The sequence below is a fragment of the Inquilinus ginsengisoli genome (genome assembly GCF_050434925.1).
Classification (GTDB): domain Bacteria; phylum Pseudomonadota; class Alphaproteobacteria; order DSM-16000; family Inquilinaceae; genus Inquilinus; species Inquilinus ginsengisoli_B.
Window position 1 is genome coordinate 4,436,128 of sequence record NZ_JBNDJK010000001.1, and the last position, 19,009, is coordinate 4,455,136.

The 19,009-nt window shown below is 68.5% G+C and carries 19 protein-coding genes; 10 read left to right on the plus strand and 9 right to left on the minus strand.

What is annotated here, in order from left to right; genetic code table 11:
* Positions 1 to 11: 11 nt before the first annotated feature.
* Positions 12 to 1,472 (minus strand): DEAD/DEAH box helicase family protein, encoded by a 1,461-nt coding sequence (locus tag QFZ27_RS21205; protein WP_429228421.1) that lies wholly within the window; start codon positions 1,470 to 1,472, stop codon positions 12 to 14.
* Positions 1,473 to 1,646: 174 nt separating this feature from the next.
* On the opposite strand from QFZ27_RS21205, the gene QFZ27_RS21210 reads away from it, so the two are divergent.
* Positions 1,647 to 2,795 (plus strand): porin, encoded by a 1,149-nt coding sequence (locus QFZ27_RS21210; protein WP_429228422.1) that lies wholly within the window; start codon positions 1,647 to 1,649, stop codon positions 2,793 to 2,795.
* A 39-nt stretch (positions 2,796 to 2,834) separates the two neighbouring features.
* Here the strand turns inward: QFZ27_RS21210 and QFZ27_RS21215 are convergent, their stop codons facing one another.
* Both QFZ27_RS21215 and recG read right to left on the minus strand, forming a co-directional pair.
* Positions 2,835 to 4,247, minus strand: coding sequence for an Nramp family divalent metal transporter (locus QFZ27_RS21215; RefSeq protein ID WP_429228423.1), 1,413 nt, complete (start codon positions 4,245 to 4,247; stop codon positions 2,835 to 2,837).
* A gap of 145 nt (positions 4,248 to 4,392) precedes the next feature.
* Positions 4,393 to 6,474, minus strand: coding sequence for an ATP-dependent DNA helicase RecG (gene recG / locus QFZ27_RS21220; RefSeq protein ID WP_429228424.1), 2,082 nt, complete (start codon positions 6,472 to 6,474; stop codon positions 4,393 to 4,395).
* Between the two features lie 45 nt (positions 6,475 to 6,519).
* On the opposite strand from recG, the gene QFZ27_RS21225 reads away from it, so the two are divergent.
* From QFZ27_RS21225 to QFZ27_RS21240, 4 genes are read left to right on the plus strand one after another with little or no spacing between them, the layout of a single operon-like run.
* Positions 6,520 to 6,807 (plus strand): FAD assembly factor SdhE, encoded by a 288-nt coding sequence (locus tag QFZ27_RS21225; protein ID WP_429228425.1) that lies wholly within the window; start codon positions 6,520 to 6,522, stop codon positions 6,805 to 6,807.
* Complete coding sequence (mfd, locus tag QFZ27_RS21230; RefSeq protein WP_429228426.1) at positions 6,804 to 10,292, plus strand: transcription-repair coupling factor; 3,489 nt, start codon at positions 6,804 to 6,806, stop codon at positions 10,290 to 10,292. Before QFZ27_RS21225 ends, mfd begins: the two co-directional genes overlap by 4 nt.
* Positions 10,293 to 10,333: 41 nt before the next feature.
* The gene (locus QFZ27_RS21235) at positions 10,334 to 10,657 is read left to right on the plus strand and encodes a type II toxin-antitoxin system HigB family toxin (RefSeq protein ID WP_429228427.1); all 324 of its coding nucleotides are present in this window, start codon (positions 10,334 to 10,336) and stop codon (positions 10,655 to 10,657) included.
* Positions 10,647 to 11,036: a helix-turn-helix domain-containing protein gene (locus QFZ27_RS21240; protein WP_429228428.1), complete on the plus strand. Its 390-nt coding sequence runs from the start codon at positions 10,647 to 10,649 to the stop codon at positions 11,034 to 11,036. Before QFZ27_RS21235 ends, QFZ27_RS21240 begins: the two co-directional genes overlap by 11 nt.
* Before the next feature lie 56 nt (positions 11,037 to 11,092).
* Here the strand turns inward: QFZ27_RS21240 and QFZ27_RS21245 are convergent, their stop codons facing one another.
* The 3 genes from QFZ27_RS21245 to QFZ27_RS21255 are packed head-to-tail and all read right to left on the minus strand — an operon-like array spanning position 11,093 to position 12,489.
* Positions 11,093 to 11,749, minus strand: a complete 657-nt coding sequence (locus QFZ27_RS21245) for a DsbA family oxidoreductase (protein ID WP_429228429.1) — start codon at positions 11,747 to 11,749, stop codon at positions 11,093 to 11,095.
* The gene (locus QFZ27_RS21250) at positions 11,750 to 11,989 is read right to left on the minus strand and encodes a hypothetical protein (RefSeq protein ID WP_429228430.1); all 240 of its coding nucleotides are present in this window, start codon (positions 11,987 to 11,989) and stop codon (positions 11,750 to 11,752) included. It lies immediately after the preceding gene.
* Between the two features lie 8 nt (positions 11,990 to 11,997).
* Positions 11,998 to 12,489 (minus strand): hypothetical protein, encoded by a 492-nt coding sequence (locus QFZ27_RS21255; RefSeq protein WP_429228432.1) that lies wholly within the window; start codon positions 12,487 to 12,489, stop codon positions 11,998 to 12,000.
* A 195-nt stretch (positions 12,490 to 12,684) separates the two neighbouring features.
* Here QFZ27_RS21255 and QFZ27_RS21260 point away from each other — a divergent pair, with 195 nt between their 5' ends.
* The 3 genes from QFZ27_RS21260 to QFZ27_RS21270 all read left to right on the plus strand — a co-directional run bounded on the left by QFZ27_RS21260 (position 12,685) and on the right by QFZ27_RS21270 (position 14,359).
* Positions 12,685 to 13,389, plus strand: a complete 705-nt coding sequence (locus tag QFZ27_RS21260) for a corrinoid protein (RefSeq protein WP_429228433.1) — start codon at positions 12,685 to 12,687, stop codon at positions 13,387 to 13,389.
* 68 nt (positions 13,390 to 13,457) lie between these two features.
* Complete coding sequence (locus QFZ27_RS21265) at positions 13,458 to 14,033, plus strand: DUF1638 domain-containing protein (RefSeq protein WP_429228434.1); 576 nt, start codon at positions 13,458 to 13,460, stop codon at positions 14,031 to 14,033.
* Between the two features lie 23 nt (positions 14,034 to 14,056).
* Positions 14,057 to 14,359 (plus strand): virulence factor, encoded by a 303-nt coding sequence (locus QFZ27_RS21270; protein ID WP_429228435.1) that lies wholly within the window; start codon positions 14,057 to 14,059, stop codon positions 14,357 to 14,359.
* A gap of 7 nt (positions 14,360 to 14,366) precedes the next feature.
* Here QFZ27_RS21270 and QFZ27_RS21275 read toward each other — a convergent pair whose 3' ends face one another.
* Both QFZ27_RS21275 and QFZ27_RS21280 read right to left on the minus strand, forming a co-directional pair.
* Entirely contained in the window at positions 14,367 to 14,681 is a 315-nt protein-coding gene (locus QFZ27_RS21275; RefSeq protein ID WP_429228436.1) for a type II toxin-antitoxin system RelE/ParE family toxin, read from the minus strand.
* Positions 14,678 to 14,950, minus strand: a complete 273-nt coding sequence (locus QFZ27_RS21280; protein ID WP_429228437.1) for a type II toxin-antitoxin system ParD family antitoxin — start codon at positions 14,948 to 14,950, stop codon at positions 14,678 to 14,680. The genes QFZ27_RS21275 and QFZ27_RS21280 overlap by 4 nt, the downstream gene beginning before the upstream one ends.
* 144 nt (positions 14,951 to 15,094) lie before the next feature.
* Between QFZ27_RS21280 and QFZ27_RS21285 the strand changes: the two genes are divergently transcribed.
* Both QFZ27_RS21285 and QFZ27_RS21290 read left to right on the plus strand, forming a co-directional pair.
* Entirely contained in the window at positions 15,095 to 16,006 is a 912-nt protein-coding gene (locus QFZ27_RS21285; RefSeq protein ID WP_429228438.1) for a methyltetrahydrofolate cobalamin methyltransferase, read from the plus strand.
* Between the two features lie 56 nt (positions 16,007 to 16,062).
* A complete protein-coding gene (locus tag QFZ27_RS21290) occupies positions 16,063 to 18,114 on the plus strand; it encodes an ASKHA domain-containing protein (protein WP_429228439.1) in 2,052 nt (683 codons plus the stop codon).
* 22 nt (positions 18,115 to 18,136) lie between these two features.
* On the opposite strand, the gene QFZ27_RS21295 is transcribed toward QFZ27_RS21290, so the two are convergent.
* Positions 18,137 to 18,808 carry an ABC transporter permease gene (locus QFZ27_RS21295; protein WP_429232480.1) on the minus strand — a complete coding sequence of 224 codons (672 nt, stop codon included), beginning with the start codon at positions 18,806 to 18,808 and terminating at the stop codon, positions 18,137 to 18,139.
* Positions 18,809 to 19,009 lie beyond the last annotated feature (201 nt).

The following is a 19,009-nucleotide window of genomic DNA, read 5'->3' on the forward strand; positions in this document are numbered from 1 at the left end:
ACAACTGGATATTAGGCCGCATCGCGCCGCAGCGCCGCGGTCTCGACCACGGCGGAGATGGCGTCGAGCATGGCGGTGTCGTCGCCGGCCATCGCCTCCATCGACGCCATGCGGGCGATCACCGTGGCGGCCACGTTCTCCTCCACCGTGCCCTCGGCATAGGCGTAGTAGATCACCGCGCGCTCGCCGTCGCGGTGGCAGCGCCCCTCGATCTGCTGCAGCTGGATGGCGCTGTGGCGCATGTCGTGCACCACCAGCGACCGGTCGCGCTCTCCGCCCGGCAGCTCGCCGCGATGCAGCGAGATCGATTCCGTCACCGTGAACAGCACCGCGTCCAGCCGGCCGGTCTGGAAGGCGATCCGGACATTCTCGTTGGTCTCGCCGGACTGGGTGCCGTTGATCTCGCCGACCGACCAGCCGCGGCCGCGCAGCGTTTCGGCCAGCATGGCGCTGGTCTCCAGGAAAGCGACCGAGACCGCCACCTGCTGCCCGTTGGCCAGCAGGTCGTCGCAGAAATCGGCGGTGCCGGCGATGCGCAGCAGGCTGGCCTTCTGCCGGAAGCGCAGATCGGCGGCCCAGCCGGTGGCGCGGCGGGTGCTGCCGGCGGCCAGGCCGAGCTCGCGCCGGAACTCGCGCCACGTCGCCTCGTAGAGTCGCCGGGCAGGCGCGTCCAGCGCAGTCGGCGCCAGCTCGCGCTGCACCTCGGGCCAGCCGGCGATATCCTCCGGCCGGCGGCGCAGCCCGATCGCCTTGGGCCCTTTGTAAAGGAGATCGGCCATCACACGGCGATCCTCCGGGTTCGGCTCCCAGCTCCAGTTCTTCCAGCGGCCCTTGGCGCGGCCGATGCGCAGCCGTTTCATCAGGGTGCGGAAGCCGTCGAGGTCGCCGGCGACGCCGCCCGCGGCCTCGGCCAGCAGCCGGCCGAGATAGGACAGCTCGTGCGGCGCCTGGCCGGCAGTGGCGCTCATATAGATCGTGAACTCGGCGGCTGCGGCCATCTGCCGGCAGACCAAGCCTTGCTGCGAGTTCGGGTTGCGGATGCGGTGCGCCTCGTCGATCACCACGATCGGCCAGGTCCGCTTCGGCGTGCCGTGCTTCGCCAGCTCATTGTTCTTGGCTCGCGTCGAGCGTTTGGTGCTGGCGGGCGGCGGTGCCAGCAGCGACTTGGTCTTCTCGAAGTTGGTCAGGGTCACCCGCTTCGCCGCGGTGCCGGAGCGGGCGATGGTCCGGCGCCATTGCGGCACGGCGCCCTTCGGGCAGATCACCAGCACCTCGGCCTCCGGCATCGCTGCGACCGCCAGCCAGGCCGACAGGGTCTTGCCCAGCCCGGTCAGGTCGCCCAGCAGGAAGCCCGGCCGTCCCGCCGCCCGCGCCGCGAGGATGGCGTCGCGGGCGACGCGCTGATGCGGCCGCGGCACGAAATCGGGGCCGTCTTCGGCAAGGCGGATCTTGGCGGGATCGAGGGGCTTCATCATCGCTTTCCTGGCCTGATCCCGGACGAAGCGCAATGGGGTCGGGCGGGCGATGCTGCGCGATGGGATCGTGACATTTCGGCTACGGCGTTGGTTTTAATTTGTATTCTCGATATCCGGGAGCATGGTGCGCCGCGTCATCCCCGAAACGATCGCTTGCGATCAGAGGTTTCCATGAGGAAGAGCCTTTTCTGTGCGGCCGCGTTGGCGGCCCTCGCCGCCACCTGCGCGGCCCACGCCGAGGACGCGAACGTGACCTCGGGCCTGCAGCTCAGGCTTTCGGGCCGCGTCGGCTTCCTGGCCGGCGTGCTGTTCAACGACAATCGCAGCCCCGACATCGATCGCGACTACGATTTCGAGTCGGGCGCGCGGCTGCAGTTCGACGTCAAGAACGTCACCGATTCCGGCCTGGAATACGGCGCCCGGATTCGCTTCAACAATGTCGACCGCCGCAACGACGTCACTGTCGATCGCACCTATGTCTACCTGAAGGGCGATTTCGGCACGGTGACCCTTGGCGATGCGCCCTATATCGCGGAGGACTTCCACGTCTATGCGCAGCAGACGCTGGGTACCAAATTCGGTCTCGACACCGACTGGGGCAACGGCTTCCGCAGCCCCGGCACCTGGATCGGCGGCAGTGATGCGTTCTTCGCCGTGGCGCCGTACCAGCAGTTCGGCGGGCTGAACAGCAAGGACACGAAGGTCAAATACACGTCGCCGAGCTTCGCGGGGCTGTCCTTCGGCGTCGACTTCACGCCCGTGGTCGGCGGCAACGGCCATGCCGGCAATGGCGGTCGCAATGACCTGATCAACGACAGCACCACCGTCTATGAGAACGTCATCGGCGGCGGCATCGACTACCGGCAGACCTTCGACGGCACCGAACTGCGCTTCTCCGGAATGGCCTATGACGGCAACGGCGTCAGCGGCAATCACGACCTCGAGGCCTATTACCTGGCCGGCCAGGTCGGTTTCGCCAACGGCTTTTGGGCCAGCGCCAGCTGGACCCATTTCTCCAGCACGTTCCGGGCGGACAAGGCGATCGACTCGATCGTCGGCGACCTGTCCTACACCACCGGCCCGTGGCTGGCCTCGATCGGCTATGCCTATACGGCGGCGCAGAAGAACAATGGGTTGGACTCGACCTTCACCGACGGCGACGATCTGAAGGCCAGCCACAACGTGATCGGCACGCTGGTCTACAACCTGGCGCCGGGCCTCGATGTGTTCAGCGAGCTCCGCTACGAGAAGGACGAGTTCCGCCAGGGATCGGACTTCGAGACCTCGTCCCTGAGCGTCGGCAGCATCCTGAACTTCTGATCCGGACCGGGGCGCGGTTTTCCCGCGCCCCGGCCGCTTTCAGGCCAGCTTAATCCCCAGCACGTTGGCGCCGGTGTAGAGGCCCAGCAGCACGATCGCGATGCTGCTGATTACCAGCAGGGCGTTGAACACCGCCCCGCCATACAGGTCGGGGTCGGTCTCGGACCGCCGCAGGTACCAGACCGCCACCACCGCGGCGAGCAGGAAGATGCCGGTGGCCACCCCGCCGATCTGGATCATCAGCACCGGCGACTGCAAGGTCATGTAGGCCAGCCCCCAGATGATTGGCAGCGCCACGGTGAAGATGCGGATCCAGCGTGTCCGCTGCCGCGTGTCGTGCCAGTCCACCGCGCCGATGACGGCCAGCAGGTTGACATACATCCGCGACCAGCTCGGGATCGAGGCCCACAAGGTCGAGCCCAGCACCGCGATCGCCCCGACCAGGAATGCCAGCCCGGCCCATTCGCCGAGCGTGTCGGTGTACATGCGCGAGACGGTGGTGATCATCTCGTTGCCTTTCGGCACCAGCCCCTGCGGGTTCAGCACCGCTGCGCCCATGATGTAGAAGGCGATGGTCGAGAAGGTGTAGATGCACCAGGAGACGAAGGCGTCCTTGTACATCACGCTGATCCAGCCCCGGGCGCGGCGCTTCCACGCCTCGCTGCCGTCATTGGGGCCGACCGACCGGGCATAGCCCTTCTCGACGCACCAATAGGTGTAGAAGGTCAGCTCGTCGGCCCCGACGCCGGTGATGCCGAACATGGCGATCGCGGCGCCCACGGCCCCGGCCGGGATGGTCAGGGCCAGCCCGGCCGCCAGGTCGCCGGCGGCGTAGGGGTAGGGCGTGAAAGGCAGGCCGAGCGCGATCACCACCGTGACGACGGAGAACACCACGACCAGCAGCACCGCGCCGCGCTCGATCAGGCTGTAGTTGTTGGAATAGAGCAGGGCGATCGAGACGCAGACCAGCAGTGCCGTCCAGATCCCGAGCGACGTGGTGCCCAGCGGATCTCCGCCCAGCGGCAGCAGGATCGAGAAGGCCAGGGCCGTGCCGCCCAGCACGCCGCCGACCTGCAGAATCTTCGACAGCGCCATGACGACCCACAGCAGGTTGACCCAGCCGATGCGCCCGACCGCCGGCGGCACCTTGTTGTAGCCGGTCAGGGCCGGCTGGCCGGTGGAGATGGTCCAGCGCGCCAGCTCGACCTGCACGGCGACTTTCACGAAGGTCGAGAAGATCACCATCCAGAGCAGGGCGAAGCCCACCTGGGCTCCCAGCGTGGTGGTGGCGACGAGCTCGCCGGACCCGACGATCGAGGCCGACAGGATCAGCCCGGGCCCGAGATGCTTCAGGCTGGCGCCCCATCCCTTCGGCGGCTCCCGCACGCCTTCCGGCGTGAGGTGATAGGGATCGTCGATGTCTGTGGCTCGCCCTTGAGCGATGTCGGTCATGGTGGTTTCCCCTTCTCGGTTCCGCGCATCCCGCTCGATCGCCGTCGGGCTTGCAGATGCATCCGGTTGCGAAGGGGTATCGTCCGACATTTCGGCACGGACGACGAGCCCAAACCGCACCTGCGGTGGCCGATTCTTGGGATCGTTATCCTGCGCGCAGGTATTTTGCGCTGCTGTCATGCTCGAACAGGTACAATAGAGTTCGCAGCGCCTGGCCGCGTGGTCCTTCCAACTCCGGGTCCTTGTTCAGGATCAGGGCGACGTCGTCCTTGGCCACGGCCAGCAGGTCGCCCTGGGAATCGATGTCGGCGACGCGGAACTCCGGCAGGCCGCTCTGCCGTGTGCCCAGCACCTCGCCGGCGCCGCGCAGGCGCAGATCCTCTTCGGCGATGCGGAACCCGTCCTCGGTCTCGCGGATCGTCGCCAGGCGTTGCCGCGATGTCTCCGACAGCGGCGGGGAATACAGCAGGATGCAGCGCGACGCCGCGTCGCCGCGCCCGACCCGGCCGCGCAGCTGGTGCAGCTGGGCCAGGCCGAAGCGCTCGGCATGCTCGATCACCATCACCGTCGCCGCCGGCACGTTGACGCCGACCTCGATCACCGTGGTGGCGATCAGCAGGTCGATGCCGGCCTCGGCGAAGCCGGCCATCACCGCGTCCTTCTCCGCCGCCTTCATCTTGCCGTGCACCAGCCCGACCTTCTCGCCGAACATGCGGCGCAGGTCGTCGAACCGGTCGGTCGCGGCGGCCAGGTCGCTGGTCTCGGATTCTTCGACCAGCGGGCAGACCCAATAGGCTTTCCCGCCGCCGGCCAGATGCCTGCCGATGCCGGCCACCACCTCGTCGATCCGCTCGACCGAGACGACGCGGGTGTCGACCGGGGTGCGCCCCGGCGGCTTCTCGGTCAGCTTCGACACCTCCATGTCGCCGTAGGCGGTCAGCTGCAGCGTGCGTGGGATCGGCGTCGCCGTCATGACCAGCACGTCGACACCCTCGCCCTTGGCCGAGAGCTGCAGCCGCTGATGCACGCCGAAGCGGTGCTGCTCGTCGATCACGGCCACGGCCAGGTCGGCGAATTCGACGCTCTCCTGGAACAGCGCATGGGTGCCGACGACGATTCGGATCGACCCATCGGCCAGCCCGGCCAGCGTCTCCTTCCGCGCCTTGCCCTTGTCGCGGCCGGTCAGCAGGCCCGGCTCCAGCCTGACCGGCTGCAGCAGCGCCGCCAGCGTCTCACGGTGTTGCCGGGCCAGGATCTCGGTCGGGGCCAGCAGCGCCGCCTGACGGCCATCCTCCACCGCTGCCAGCATGGCCAGCAGCGCGACGACGGTCTTGCCGCTGCCGACATCGCCCTGCAGCAGCCGCAGCATCCGGTTCGGCGCCGCCATATCGGCATAGATCTCGGCCAGGGACAGGCGCTGGGCGTTGGTCAGGGCGAAGGGCAGGGCGGCTTCGACCTTTTCCCGCAGCGACCCGTCGCCGCTGGTCGGCCGGCCCGGGCGCTGGCGGGTCGAACGGCGGAACAGCGCCAGGGCCAGCTGGTTGGCCAGCAGCTCATCATAGGCCAGGCGCTGCCGGGCTGGGGCGACGGGCAGCAGGTCGGCCGCATCCTCAGGCGCATGGGCGCGGCGCAGCGACTCCTGCCAGCCTGGCCAGCCGCGGCGCTGCAGCCAGGCGGCGTCTTGCCATTCCGGCAGCTCCGGCGCACGGGCGACGGCGTCGGCGATCACCTTGGCCAGGGTACGCGGCTGCAGCCCGGCGGTCAGCGGATAGATCGGCTCGACCACCGCGATCGCCTCGCGTTCCTCCAGCGTGCCGATCCGGTCGGGATGCGGCATCTGCAGGCTGCCCTGATACTGCTCGATCCGGCCAGAGACGATGCGGGTCTGTCCGATCGGGAAGGTCGTCTCCAGCCATTTCGCCTGGGCGTGGAAGAAGACGAGGTCGATCGTCCCGGTCGAATCCGAGGCGCGGACCCGGTGCGGCGCGCGGGTGGACGAGCCCCAGATATGGCCGTCGATTCTGAGGGTCAGGGTGACGATGCCGCCGGGCTGGGCCTCGCGCAGGGTGACCACCCGGCGCCGGTCGACCACGCCCGAGGGCAGGTGCCACAACAGGTCCAGCGCCTTCGGCCCGGCCAGTCTTTCGATCAGCCGGGCGATCTTCGGACCGATGCCGTGCAGGGATTCGATGGCAGCAAAGAGTGGGAAGAGGATTTGCGGACGCAAGGCTCGGGTCTATATGGGGCTCACGTGGACACGCACCTTAAGCCAATGACCGAGCCAATCGATAGCGCCGCTGTCGCGCCGCTGCGTCGCCGACTGCGCTTCCGCAGCTGGCATCGCGGCACCCGTGAAGCCGACCTGCTGCTCGGCGGCTTCGCCGACGCGACGCTGGATCTACTCGATGCGGATCAGCTCGCCCGTTACGGCGAGCTGCTGGAGAACAACGACCCCGACCTGTGGGACTGGGTGACCGAGCGGCTGCCCGTGCCTTCCGAATCCGACAGCGACGTCCTGCGGCTGCTGATCGACTATGCCCGGTCGCGGGGGCGCGGATGAGCGCCCTGGCCGAACCCGTCGCCGCCCGCACCGCCGCCCGGCATCGCGCCATCGGCGGTGTGCCGCAGGGCCAGGATGCGCGGCTGATCGCCGAGCTGGCTCGCAAGGCCGGCGACAAGGGCCTGCTGCATGTCGCCAGCGACGACGCCCGGCTGCCGGCGCTAGAGGCGGCGCTGGCCTTCTTCGCACCCGACCTGCCGGTCGTGGTGCTGCCGCCCTGGGACTGCCTGCCCTATGACCGAGTCTCGCCGAATCCGGAGACGGTGGCGGAGCGCGTCGACGCGCTGACGCGGCTGCTGGTTGCGCGCGAGCCCGGCCGGCCCTTCGTCGTGCTGACCACGATCGGCGCCGCCATGCAGCGGGTGCCGCCGCGCGACGCCTTCGCCGAGGCCAGCCTGTCGATCGCGCCCGGGCAGCGGGTAGACCTTGAAGGGTTGCAGGGCTTCCTGGCGCGCAACGGCTATGTCCGCGCCCAGACGGTGCGTGAGCCGGGCGAATTCGCCGTCCGCGGCGGCATCGTCGACCTGTTCCCGCCGGGGATCGAGGAGCCGCTGCGGCTCGATCTGTTCGGCGACGAACTGGAGAAGATCCGCCGCTTCGACCCGATGTCGCAGCGGACCACCGGCGAGGTCGATCGGATCACGCTGAAGCCGATGGGCGAGGTGTTCCTCGACCCGGCCTCGATCGCCCGCTTCCGCAGCGGCTATCGCGAGCTGTTCGGCGCCATCAACGACGACGACCCGCTGTACGAGGCGATCTCGGCCGGCCGCAAGCAGCCCGGCATGGAGCATTGGCTGCCGCTGTTCCACGACAGCCTCGATACGGTCTTCGACTACCTGCCCGACGCCTCGGTCACGCTCGACCACCAGCTGGAGCAGGCGCGCGACCAGCGCCTGGCCCAGATCGCCGATTTCTACGAGGCGCGGCTGACCCATCAGGCGGCGCAGAAGAAGGCCAAGGGCGTACCCTACCGGCCGATTCCGCCCGATCGCCTGTATCTCGACGTGGCGGAATGGGATGCCGGGCTCGCCGGCCGGCCGGTGACCAATTTCTCACCCTTTGCCCCGCCGGAGGGCGGTATCGATGCCGGCGGCCGCCGCGGCCATGACTTCGCCGAGGCTCGGGCCAATCCCGAGGTCAATCTCTACGCCGCGGTGCGAAATCACATCGGCGAACTGAAGACCGCCGGCAAGCGCGTGCTGATCGCCGGCTACACCACCGGCGCCCGCGACCGGCTGCGCACGATGCTGTCGGAGCAGGGCCGAGCCGACTTCGCCGTGGCCGAGAGCTGGGCCGGCGTGGAGAAGACCAATCCGGCCAGCGCCGTCATGGTGGTGCTGCCGCTCGAGCACGGATTCTCGGCCCCGGACCTCGCCGTCGTCACCGAGCAGGACATCCTCGGCGACCGGCTGACCCGGCCGCAGAAGAAGCGCCGCAAATCCGAGCAGTTCATCGCCGAGGTCTCGGCCCTGGCGGCGGGCGACATCGTCGTCCACCAGGACCACGGCATCGGCCGCTATGAGGGGCTGGAGACGCTGACCGTCGGCGGCGCGGCGCATGACTGCCTCCGCATCGTCTACGAGGGCGGCGACAAGCTGTTCGTACCCGTCGAGAACATCGAAGTGCTGTCGCGCTACGGCTCCGGCGACATGGCCGTGCAGCTCGACAAGCTGGGCGGCGCCGGCTGGCAGGCGCGGAAAGCGCGGGTCAAGAAGCGGCTGAAGGACATGGCGGAGGAGCTGATGCGGATCGCCGCCGCCCGCGCCCTGCGCACCACCGCCGCGCTGCCGCCGCCCGAGGGGCTGTACGAGGAGTTCGCGGCCCGCTTCCCCTATGCCGAGACCGAGGACCAGCAGCGCGCCATCGACGAGGTGCTGGACGACCTGCAGTCCGGCCGGCCGATGGACCGGCTGGTCTGCGGCGATGTCGGCTTCGGCAAGACCGAGGTGGCGCTGCGCGCCGCCTTCGCCGCCGCCGCCAACGGCGTGCAGGTGGCGGTGGTGGTGCCGACCACGCTGCTGGCCCGGCAGCATTTCCGCACCTTCTCCGAACGCTTCAAGGGCCTGCCGCTGCGCGTGGCCCAGCTGTCGCGCATGGTCACGCCGAAGGAGGCCAAGCTGGTGCGGGACGAGCTGGCGGCCGGCACCATGGACATCGTCGTCGGCACCCACGCCATCCTGTCGAAGCAGGTGTCGTTCAAGAATCTCGGCCTCGTCATCGTCGACGAGGAGCAGCATTTCGGCGTCAAGCAGAAGGAGAAGCTGAAGGCGCTGCGCGAGGACGTGCATGTGCTGACGCTGACCGCCACGCCGATCCCGCGGACGCTGCAGATGTCGCTCTCCGGCGTGCGCGAGCTGTCGCTGATCACCACCCCGCCGATCGATCGTCTGGCGGTGCGCACCTTCGTCCTGCCCTTCGACCCGGTGATCATCCGCGAGGCGGTGATGCGTGAGCATTTCCGCGGCGGCCAGACCTACTATGTCTGCCCGCGGATCGATGATCTGGCCGAGGCGCACCAGACCCTGCTGGAGCTGGTGCCGGAGGTGAAGATCGCCGTCGCCCACGGTCAGATGCCGGCGACCCAGCTCGAAGAGGTGATGAGCGCCTTCTACGACGGCCAGTTCGACGTGCTGCTGGCCACCGCGATCGTCGAATCCGGCCTGGACGTGCCGTCGGCCAACACCATGGTGATCCACCGCGCCGACCTGTTCGGCCTGGCCCAGCTGTACCAGCTGCGCGGCCGCATCGGCCGGTCGAAGCTGCGCGGCTATGCCTATCTCACCTACGGTCCGCGCAAGGCGCTGAGCAAGACGGCGCAGCAGCGGCTGCACGTGATCGAGACGCTGGACACGCTGGGCGCCGGCTTCACCCTGGCCAGCCACGACATGGACATCCGTGGCGCGGGCAACCTGCTGGGCGAGGAGCAGTCGGGCCATATCCGCGAGGTCGGGGCCGAGCTGTACCAGCAGATGCTGGACGAAGCGGTGCGCGCCGCCCGTGCCGGCATCAGCGCGTCGGACGAGGTGGTCGAAAGCTGGACGCCGCAGATCAATCTCGGCGTGCCGGTGCTGATCCCGGAGACCTATGTCGCCGACCTGCAGGTGCGGCTCGACCTCTATCGCCGGATCTCGGCGCTGGAGGGCCAGGCGGAGCTGGACGGCTTCGCCGCCGAGCTGATCGACCGCTTCGGCGCCCTGCCGGAGGAGGTCGAGAACCTGCTGGAGCTGGTGGCGATCAAGCAGCTGTGCCGCACCGCCGGGGTGGAGCGGCTGGACGCCGGGCCGAAGGGCGCGGTGATCGGCTTCCGCGACAACCGGTTCGCCAAGCCGGACAAGCTGATCGGCTTCATCCAGCGCATGGCCGGGGCGATCAAGGTCCGTCCGGACCAGAAGCTGGTCTATGCCCGCGGCTGGGAGACCCCGCAGGATAGGGTGGGCGGCGCCCGCAAGCTGGTACAGCGCCTGGCCGATCTGGCCGCGGGGTAGGGCTGCTTGCTCCCATATTGGGATCGTTGTAGGATCTCGAAATGCGGATCATCGCCCGGCGGACGCTGCGGGAATTCGTCGCCAGTCTCGCCGGTCAGAAGGCCCAGCCGGCGGTGAAAGCAGCGCTGGATGCTTGGTTCGATGAAGTGAGCAAGGCCAGTTGGGCCACCACTGCCGACGTGAAACGGTTGTATGCGACAGCGAGTGTCGTGACGTCTGAGCGCATCGTGTTCAACATCAAAGGCAACGACTATCGTCTGGTCGTATCGGTCGATTTCGAAAAGGCGATCGTCTGGGTCAAATGGATCGGCACCCACAGGGCCTATGACCAGATCGACGTGACGGAGGTGCAGCATGGCGACTGAGGTGAGGCCGATCCGCACCGAGGCGGATTATGAGGAGGCCCTGGGCGAGATCGGACGCCTGTGGGGAGCCAAAAGCGGCACGGCCGATGGCGATCGACTGGATGTGTTGGCGACCCTGATCGATGCCTATGAAGCCCAGCACCATCCGATGGACCCGCCGGATCCGATCGAGGCCATCAGGTTCAGAATGGAGCAGCAGGGCCTGACCCGTCGGGATCTCGAACCGCTGATAGGGACCCGCGCCCGCGTGGCGGAGGTGATGAATCGTAGACGGGGCTTGTCGATCGACATGATCCGACGCCTGCACGAAAGGCTGGGGATTTCGGCCGATGTGCTGATCCGGCCATCCTTGAGGGGTGACTCCGCCGCCACCCGTTGAGGTGCTCAATCGCGCCGGTTCCATACCGCATCGAATGGAGCTGGTAGAACGGGCCGCTACGCCCGTTCCGATAGCGGCGCGGAGACGGCGTGTTCGCGGGCGAGGTCGAGCAGGGGCAGAAAGGCGCTCGGCTCCTGGGCGCCGGAGACGGCGTAGCGGCCGTCGAAGACGAAGCACGGCACCGCCTGGATGCCCAGTTGCCGGGCCCGCAGGTCGGCAGCCTGGATCTCGGCGATGCCGATCTCGCTGGCCAGGACCCCGCCCACGCGGCGACGGTCGAAGCCCAGATCTTCCGCGATGCCGATCAGGATCTCGCGATTGCCGACGTCCAGGCCGTCGACGAAATAGGCGGCAAACAGCGCATCGACCATGCGGTCGGCCTCGCCCAGCTCGCCGGCATGGCGGATCAGCCGGTGCGCCTCGACCGTGTTCGGGGTGCGGCGGATCACGCTCTGGTTCAGCGGCAGGCCTTCCTTGCCGGCAGCCTCGGCGACCACGGCGTTGATCTGCCGCATGCGCTCGCGCCCGCCGAACTTGGCGATCATGTAGCTCTGCCGGTCGACGCCCTGCTTCGGCATCTCCGGGTTCAGCTGGAAAGGCTGCCAGCGGAGCTCGATGCCGGGCAGCGGCCGTATCGCCAGGGCGCGCTGCAGCCGGTGCTTGCCGATGTAGCACCAGGGGCAGACCACGTCGAAGAAGATGTCGATCCGCATTCACCCAGTATCCCGCGGCGGACGGCGTTTGGGAATGGGATCGGCTTCCTGCTCGGCCGCGGCGTCGCGGTCGGCGATCTCTTCGGCGAGAAGGCCGATCGCCAGCGTGTTGCGCTCGGCCTCCTGCACCTCGAGGTTGGCCTTGGCCCGGCGGTCCTGCCGCAGCCGGTCCGCCTTCACGGCCCGTTCGACCCGCTCCGGGTCGCGCCGCCCGCCGCCGCGGTTGCGCCAGTTCGGCATGGCCGCCCTCAGGACCGTTTCGGCTTCGACTTGCCGCCGCCGACCCTGGTCTTCAGGATCTGGCGCGCGGCGCGGTACTCGGTGCGGAAGCGCAGCAGCTGGCCGCAGAGGAAGGCGATGCGCCGCTTCAGCTGCTGCTCCGGCGCAGTCTCGCCGCCCAGGATCCTCCCGTCGGCGGCGGTGACGAAATCGCGGATCGCGGCCTCGACCCCGGACGGCTCCAGGTTGTGCGCCAGCCGGTTGCGCAGGCGGTTCAGCTTCTCCGCCGCGTCCAGTATGTCGTCCAGCGCTTCGTTCTTGATCAGGGCGCGGGCGAACTGGGTCTTGGTGAAGAAGTTGATCTGCAGCCCGTCCAGCGCCTGCGGGTTGGGCAGCATCTCCTGCAGCAGGTTGTTGATCTCCTCCTCCAGCAGGAGATGGCCCTTGAGAATGATCAGGGTGGCATCGTCCGTCCGCGGAAAGTGGCGGAGGAAGGTGACGAGGGAATCCTGGAGGTCCATGGCAACCGTGCGGCCGGAGGAGGGGCATCATCCGGGGGCGGGGGGCGGCTGGCAAGCGCGGTGATGCCGCGCCCGGCCGATCGCATGACGTGTCGCCGCCTTCGCAGTCGGGGTCGGTTCCAGGCTAGCGGCGACACCCGGCATCCCGGTTAATGCGAGCCGTGGCTAGTCAGCAGCCGGCGATCGAGGGCCCCCATGGCGGATGACGATATCGACCTGAACGCGCTGAACGACGAGGAACTCGTCGAGCAGATGTGGGACGACCTCTATGACGGCCTCGCCGACGAGATCGTCGAGAGCGTCAACATCCTGCTCGCGCGCAAATGGACGCCCTACGACGTGCTGACCAAGGCGCTGGTCGAGGGCATGCGCATCGTCGGCATCGACTTCCGCGACGGCATCCTGTTCGTGCCCGAGGTGCTGCTGGCGGCCAACGCCATGAAGCGCGGCATGTTCGTGCTGCGGCCGCTCTTGGCCGAGACCGGCGCGCCCAAGGTCGGCAAGATGGTGATCGGCACGGTCAAGGGCGACATCCACGACATCGGCAAGAACCTGGTGTCGATGATGATGGAAGGCGCCGGCTTCGAGGTGATCGACCTCGGCATCAACAACCCGGTCGAGAACTACCTGAAGGCGATCGAGGAGCATCAGCCCGACATCGTCGGCATGTCCGCCCTGTTGACGACCACCATGCCCTATATGAAGGTCGTCATCGACACATTGAAGGAGCAGGGGATCCGCGACGACTACGTGGTGCTCGTCGGCGGTGCGCCCCTGAACGAAGAATTCGCACGGGAAATCGGCGCAGACGCCTATTGCCGCGACGCGGCGGTGGCGGTGGAGACGGCCAAGGACTTCATGCGGCGCAAGCACAACCAGGCGAAGAGCGCGACGGCCTGAGGCCCCCTGCATCGTCGGGTGACCGGTTCGGCGTCGCCGGGGTCGACCCCGGCCCGGATCGGACGCTCTTGATCGCGTGCGGTGCCCTGGCGCGCGAGACGCTGGCCGTGATCCGCGCCAACGGCATCGCGGATCGCGTTGCCGTCACCTGCCTGCCCGCCATCCTGCACAACCGGCCCGAGCGCATCGCCGACCGGCTGCGCCAGCGCATCCGCACCGCCCGCGCCATGGGCTGGAGCCGAATCCGCATCGCCTATGCCGAATGCGGCAGCGGCGGCGCCATCGACCGGGTGCTGGCGGATGAGGGGGCCGAGCGCATCGGCGGCCCGCATTGCTACGCCTTCTTCGCCGGAACTGCCGATTTCGACCGGCTGATGGAGGAGGAGCCGGGCAGCTTCTTCCTGACCGACTATCTGGTCCGCCACTTCCAGACCCTGATCGTCGAAGGCATGGGGCTGGACCGCCACCCGGAGCTGCTGCCGATGATCTTCGGCAACTACCGGCGGGTGGTCTATCTGGCCCAGACCGAGGATCCGGCGCTGCAGGCCCAGGCAGAGGCCGCGGCGGACCGGCTGGGGCTGGGTTATGAGTACCGCTTCACGAGTTACGGCGAATTCGCTCAGTTCGTGGCGGCTTCCGCCTGACCTTTTACCGATCGAGAGACTCCATGCCGCAGCTCATCATCGTCTCCTGGCGCGACATCCCGAGCCAGGTCACCGCCAAGGCCGGCCGGCGCGACCAGGCCAAGGTGCTGCTGTCGCAGCGCTTCCAGGATGCGATCGACCGCGCCGCCATGCGCGGCAAGGCGCGCGATGCCGACAGCTATCTCGAGGAATGGAAGAAGTCCGAGCCGGTCGAGTGCGGCGACGACCTGCAGGCCGAGGCCGATGCGGCCGCGGCGCGGATCGAGGCGGAATATGACGACGCCCGGCTGCGGGCCCTGGTCGAAGCTGGCGGCATCGCGGGCTGAGCGCGGCTCAGGAGGGACCAGGGCTGGGATCTGCGAGCTGTTGGTGCAGATCCATACGGTCGTGCAGGATTCGGAGGATCTCGATCATATCGTCCGTCTCTCGATAGACGATGACGTGTCGTCCACAGGAGATGCTTCGATAGCCGCGACGGATCTCGTCGCGCACTCGACCGAGGTCTGGGTTTCTCTGGAGCTGGAGGAACCGTGCACGGATCTGGCCGAGATATCGGGCTCTCTGATCGACACCCAGGGTCTCGGCGGTGTAGTGGCCAATGGCCGTCAAATCGGCCTTCGCCGCGGTAGAGACGATCAGCCGCTTCACAGACGGGCGAAGAAGTCTTCGATCGCGTCGTCGCTGTCCAGGACCGTGACGCGGCCGGCGGCGATATCGGCCTCGCCCTTTGCCAGCTCGTCGCGCAGGCGCTCCAGCTTCAGGCGACGGATCTCGTCATGCTCCTGCATCAGGCGGAGCGCTTCGCGCACGACCTCGCTGGCATTGTTGTAGAGGCCGGACTCCACCTTCTCCCGGACCAGTTCCTCTAACTTGGGTGTCAGTGAGATGTGCATGGCCAAGATCTCCTCGCCCGCCATGATAGGCGGATTCCAAACTTTGACAAAGTACGGCAGCGGCATCCCTGACGCGCTTGCGGCAGGCGATGCCGCTGCAAGACGATCCCGGCCGGGGCGTTCCTCCTAGCCTCGATCCCACAGAACTCCAGCATCCGAAGGCAGGGCATGACGGACACGGTGATCAGCTCGGCGACCAAGGAGATCGCCATCGGCTTCGAGCGGCCCTTCGTCATCATCGGCGAGCGGATCAACCCGACCGGCCGCAAGATCCTGGCCGAGGAGATGAAGAACGGCGACTACAGCCGGGTCCAGTCCGACGCGCTGGCCCAGGTCGCGGCCGGGGCCCAGATGCTGGACGTCAATGCCGGCATCCCGCTGGCCGACGAGCCGCGCATCCTGGCCGAATGCATCCAGCTGGTGCAGTCGATCACCGATGTGCCGCTGTCGATCGACAGCTCGATCGTCGCTGCGCTGGAGGCCGGGCTGGCCGTCTACAAGGGCAAGGCCTTGGTCAATTCGGTCACCGGCGAGGATGAGCGGCTGGAGACGGTGCTGCCGCTGGTGAAGAAATACGGCGCCGCGGTTGTCGCCATCTCGAACGACGAGACCGGCATCTCCGAGGACCCGGACGTGCGCTTCGCCGTTGCCAAGAAGATCGTCGAGCGGGCGCGCGACCATGGCATCTCCTACGCCGACATCGTGGTCGACCCGCTGGTGATGCCGATCGGCGCCATCAACACCGCCGGGCGGCAGGTGTTCGCCCTGGTCCGCCGGCTGCGCGAGGAGCTGAAGGTCAACACCACCTGTGGAGCTTCCAATGTCAGCTTCGGCATGCCGAACCGGCACGGGCTGAACGCTGCCTTCCTGACCATGGCGATCGGCGCCGGCATGACCTCGGCGATCACCAACCCGCTGCATGCGGAGAGCCTGCAGGCGGTGCTGGGCGCGGACACGATGATGGGGCATGACCCGCATTGCGCCCGCTGGATCCGGCAGTATCGTGAGCCCGCGCCCGAGGGCGCCGAGGCGGCCGGCGCGCGCGGCGGCCGCGAAGGGCGCCGGCGGCGGGCGCAGTGACGTGAGGGGCGGCGCCTCGGCCGGGGCGCCGTGATGACGACGGGTTGATGATGAACATGATCGACGCAGCGCAGCCGGGCCAGGACGCGACGCAGACGGCGCTGGTCGTCTTCACCCCGTCGGGCCATCGCGGCCGCTTCGCGCTGGGCACGCCGCTGCTGCAGGCGGCGCGGTCGCTCGGCGTCGACGTCGACAGCGTCTGCGGCGGCCGGTCGATCTGCGGTCGCTGCCAGGTCGAGATCGGCAACGGCCAGTTCGCCAAGCACGGCATCGAATCCCGCGCCGGCCATGCTTCCGGGACCGGAGCAGCGGAGCTGCGTTATGCCGAGAAGCGCGGGCTGAAGCCGGGCCGCCGGCTGTCCTGCCAGACCCTGATCCAGGGCGACCTCGTCGTCGACGTACCGCCAGAGAGCCAGGTGCACAAGCAGGTGGTCCGCAAGGACGCCGAGCACCGGGTTATCGAGGTCGACCCGCCGGTCAAGCTCTACTATGTCGAGGTGCGCGAGCCCGACATGCACGACCCCTCCGGCGATCTGCGCCGGCTGGAGGAGGCGCTGGCCGAGCAATGGGGCATCACCGGCCTGGACTGCGACCTGCGGGTGATGCAGCGGCTCCAGAAAGCCCTCCGTGCCCAAAGCGAGACAGGGACCGGCTGGACCTGCACCGTGGCGGTGCGCGAGCAGCGAGTGAAGCGCCTGCTGGCCGTGTGGCCGGGCTTCCGCGACAAGATCTATGGCCTGGCCTACGACATCGGCTCCACCACCATCGCCTGCCATCTCTGCGACATCGAGACCGGCGAGGTCGTCGCCTCCGGCGGCGCCATGAACCCGCAGATCCGCTTCGGCGAGGATCTGATGAGCCGGGTCAGCTACATCATGATGAACCCCGGCGGTGACAAGGCGCTGACCGAGACGGTGCGGGAGGCGCTGAACGATCTCGCCCGGCACGTCACGGCCCAGGCCGGGCTGGAGGTCGAGGACGTGCTGGAGGTGACGCTGGTCGGCAACCCGATCATGCATCACCTGGTGCTGGGCATCGACCCGATCGAGCTGGGCGGCGCGCCCTTCGCGCTGGCCACCGACCAGGCGATCAACATCTGGGCGACCGAGATCGACCTCAGGATCCACCCAAACGCCCGGGTCTATGTCCTGCCCTGCATCGCCGGCCATGTCGGCGCCGACACCGCCGCGGTGATCCTGTCGGAGGAGCCGCACAAATCGGACGACCTGCGGCTGATCGTCGATGTCGGCACCAATGCCGAAATCGTGCTCGGCAACAAGCATCGCCTGCTCGCCTGCTCCAGCCCCACCGGTCCCGCCTTCGAAGGGGCGCAGATCTCGTCGGGCCAGCGCGCCGCGCCGGGCGCGATCGAGCGGGTGCGGATCGACCGCGACACGCTGGAGCCGCGCTTCCGCATCATCGGCAGCGAACTGTGGTCGGACGAGGAGGGTTTCGCCCAGAAGGTCCGGCGCACCGGCGTCACCGGCATCTGCGGCTCCGGCATCATTGAGGTGCTGGCCGAGATGTTCCTGGCCGGCGTGATCACCCAGGACGGGGTGATCGACGGCGGCATGGCGGCGCGCAGCGACCGCATCGTCGCCGACGGCCGCACCTTCAGCTACGTCCTGCACCGCGATGGCGAGCGCGAGCTGCGGGTCACCCAGAACGACGTCCGTGCCATCCAGCTGGCCAAGGCCGCGCTCTATGCCGGGGTACGCCTCTTGATGGACAAGCTGGGCGTCGATCATGTCGACCGCATCACCCTGGCCGGCGCCTTCGGCAGCCATATCGACGTGAAATACGCCATGGTTCTGGGGCTGATCCCGGATTGCGACCTGACCAGGGTGGTGGCCGGCGGCAACGCCGCGGGCACCGGCGCCCGCATCGCCCTGGTCAGCCGCGCGGCCCGCGCCGAGATCGAGGAAGTCGTGCGCCGGGTCGAGAAGATCGAGACCGCGGTCGAGCCGATGTTCCAGCAGCACTTCGTCGAGGCGATGGCGCTGCCGCACAAGACGGCAGCCTTCCCGAACCTGGCCGCCGTGGTCGATCTGCCGGCGCCGAAGACGGCCGAGGGCGGCGAGGGCGGACGTCGGCGCCGCCGCGGCTGAAGCCGGAGCTTCCGGCCTGCGCCTACCCGCTGCGCCGGCCGATCCGGGCCAGCAGCACCACCGGCAGGATGCCGACCAGGACGATGGCGAGGGCGGCGATGGCCGCCTCCTCATAGGTTCCGCGTGCGGCCTCGCCGTAGAGATGCGTCGCCAGCGTCTCGACATTGAGCGGGCGCAGCAGCAGGGTTGCCGGCAGCTCCTTCATGCAGTCGACGAACACCAGCAGCCCGGCGGCGGCCAGCGCGGCCTTCGACAGCGGCAGGTGCACATGCCGGAAGGTCCCGGTCACGGTCTGGCCCAGGCTGCGCGCCGCCTGGTCGAAGGATCTCGGAATCCGGCTGAAGCCAGCCTCGACCGCGCCGGTGGAGATCGCCAGGAACCGGGCGACATAGGCGTAGACCAGAGCCGCCCCGGACCCGATCAGCAGCAGCCCGGTGGAGACGCCGAGCCAGGCGCTCGCCGCCCGGTCGATCACCTGGTCGAGGGCGGCCACCGGGACCAGGATGCCGATCGCGATCACCGTGCCCGGCATGGCATAGCCGATGGTCGAGAGGCGCTGCAGCGCCGCTGCGACCCGTCCCGGCCTTGACCGAGCCGTATAGGCGACGATCACGCCGAACAGCAGCACGGCGATGGTCGCGATCACCGACAGGACCACCGTGTTGACCGCCTCGGACAGCAGCCGGTCGGACACCCCGTTGAAGCGGAACCGCTTCCACGCCTCGACCGCGAGATAGAGCGCCGGAGCGGCGAAGCCGATCAGGGACCGGAACCAGGCCGAGCGCCAGCGCCGCGAGCCCGGGGAGTGGGGCGAACCGGTGCGGCGTGAAGCTGCGCGTGCGCTGCGCCGCCGTCCAGTAGCGCTGCCGACGGCGGGCCCAGCGTTCGATCGCGA

Excerpts from the sequence above, each read along its gene's own strand:
- QFZ27_RS21205 (WP_429228421.1), bottom strand. The coding sequence starts at position 1,472 with ATGAAGCCCCTCGATCCCGCCAAGATCCGCCTTGCCGAAGACGGCCCC.
- QFZ27_RS21210 (WP_429228422.1), top strand. The coding sequence starts at position 1,647 with ATGAGGAAGAGCCTTTTCTGTGCGGCCGCGTTGGCGGCCCTCGCCGCC.
- QFZ27_RS21260 (WP_429228433.1), top strand. The coding sequence starts at position 12,685 with ATGGCGGATGACGATATCGACCTGAACGCGCTGAACGACGAGGAACTC.
- QFZ27_RS21215 (WP_429228423.1), bottom strand. The coding sequence starts at position 4,247 with ATGACCGACATCGCTCAAGGGCGAGCCACAGACATCGACGATCCCTAT.
- QFZ27_RS21290 (WP_429228439.1), top strand. The coding sequence starts at position 16,063 with ATGATCGACGCAGCGCAGCCGGGCCAGGACGCGACGCAGACGGCGCTG.
- mfd (WP_429228426.1), top strand. The coding sequence starts at position 6,804 with ATGAGCGCCCTGGCCGAACCCGTCGCCGCCCGCACCGCCGCCCGGCAT.
- QFZ27_RS21280 (WP_429228437.1), bottom strand. The coding sequence starts at position 14,950 with ATGGCGGGCGAGGAGATCTTGGCCATGCACATCTCACTGACACCCAAG.
- QFZ27_RS21250 (WP_429228430.1), bottom strand. The coding sequence starts at position 11,989 with ATGCCGAACTGGCGCAACCGCGGCGGCGGGCGGCGCGACCCGGAGCGG.
- QFZ27_RS21285 (WP_429228438.1), top strand. The coding sequence starts at position 15,095 with ATGACGGACACGGTGATCAGCTCGGCGACCAAGGAGATCGCCATCGGC.
- QFZ27_RS21255 (WP_429228432.1), bottom strand. The coding sequence starts at position 12,489 with ATGGACCTCCAGGATTCCCTCGTCACCTTCCTCCGCCACTTTCCGCGG.
- QFZ27_RS21240 (WP_429228428.1), top strand. The coding sequence starts at position 10,647 with ATGGCGACTGAGGTGAGGCCGATCCGCACCGAGGCGGATTATGAGGAG.
- QFZ27_RS21235 (WP_429228427.1), top strand. The coding sequence starts at position 10,334 with ATGCGGATCATCGCCCGGCGGACGCTGCGGGAATTCGTCGCCAGTCTC.
- QFZ27_RS21245 (WP_429228429.1), bottom strand. The coding sequence starts at position 11,749 with ATGCGGATCGACATCTTCTTCGACGTGGTCTGCCCCTGGTGCTACATC.
- QFZ27_RS21270 (WP_429228435.1), top strand. The coding sequence starts at position 14,057 with ATGCCGCAGCTCATCATCGTCTCCTGGCGCGACATCCCGAGCCAGGTC.
- QFZ27_RS21225 (WP_429228425.1), top strand. The coding sequence starts at position 6,520 with ATGACCGAGCCAATCGATAGCGCCGCTGTCGCGCCGCTGCGTCGCCGA.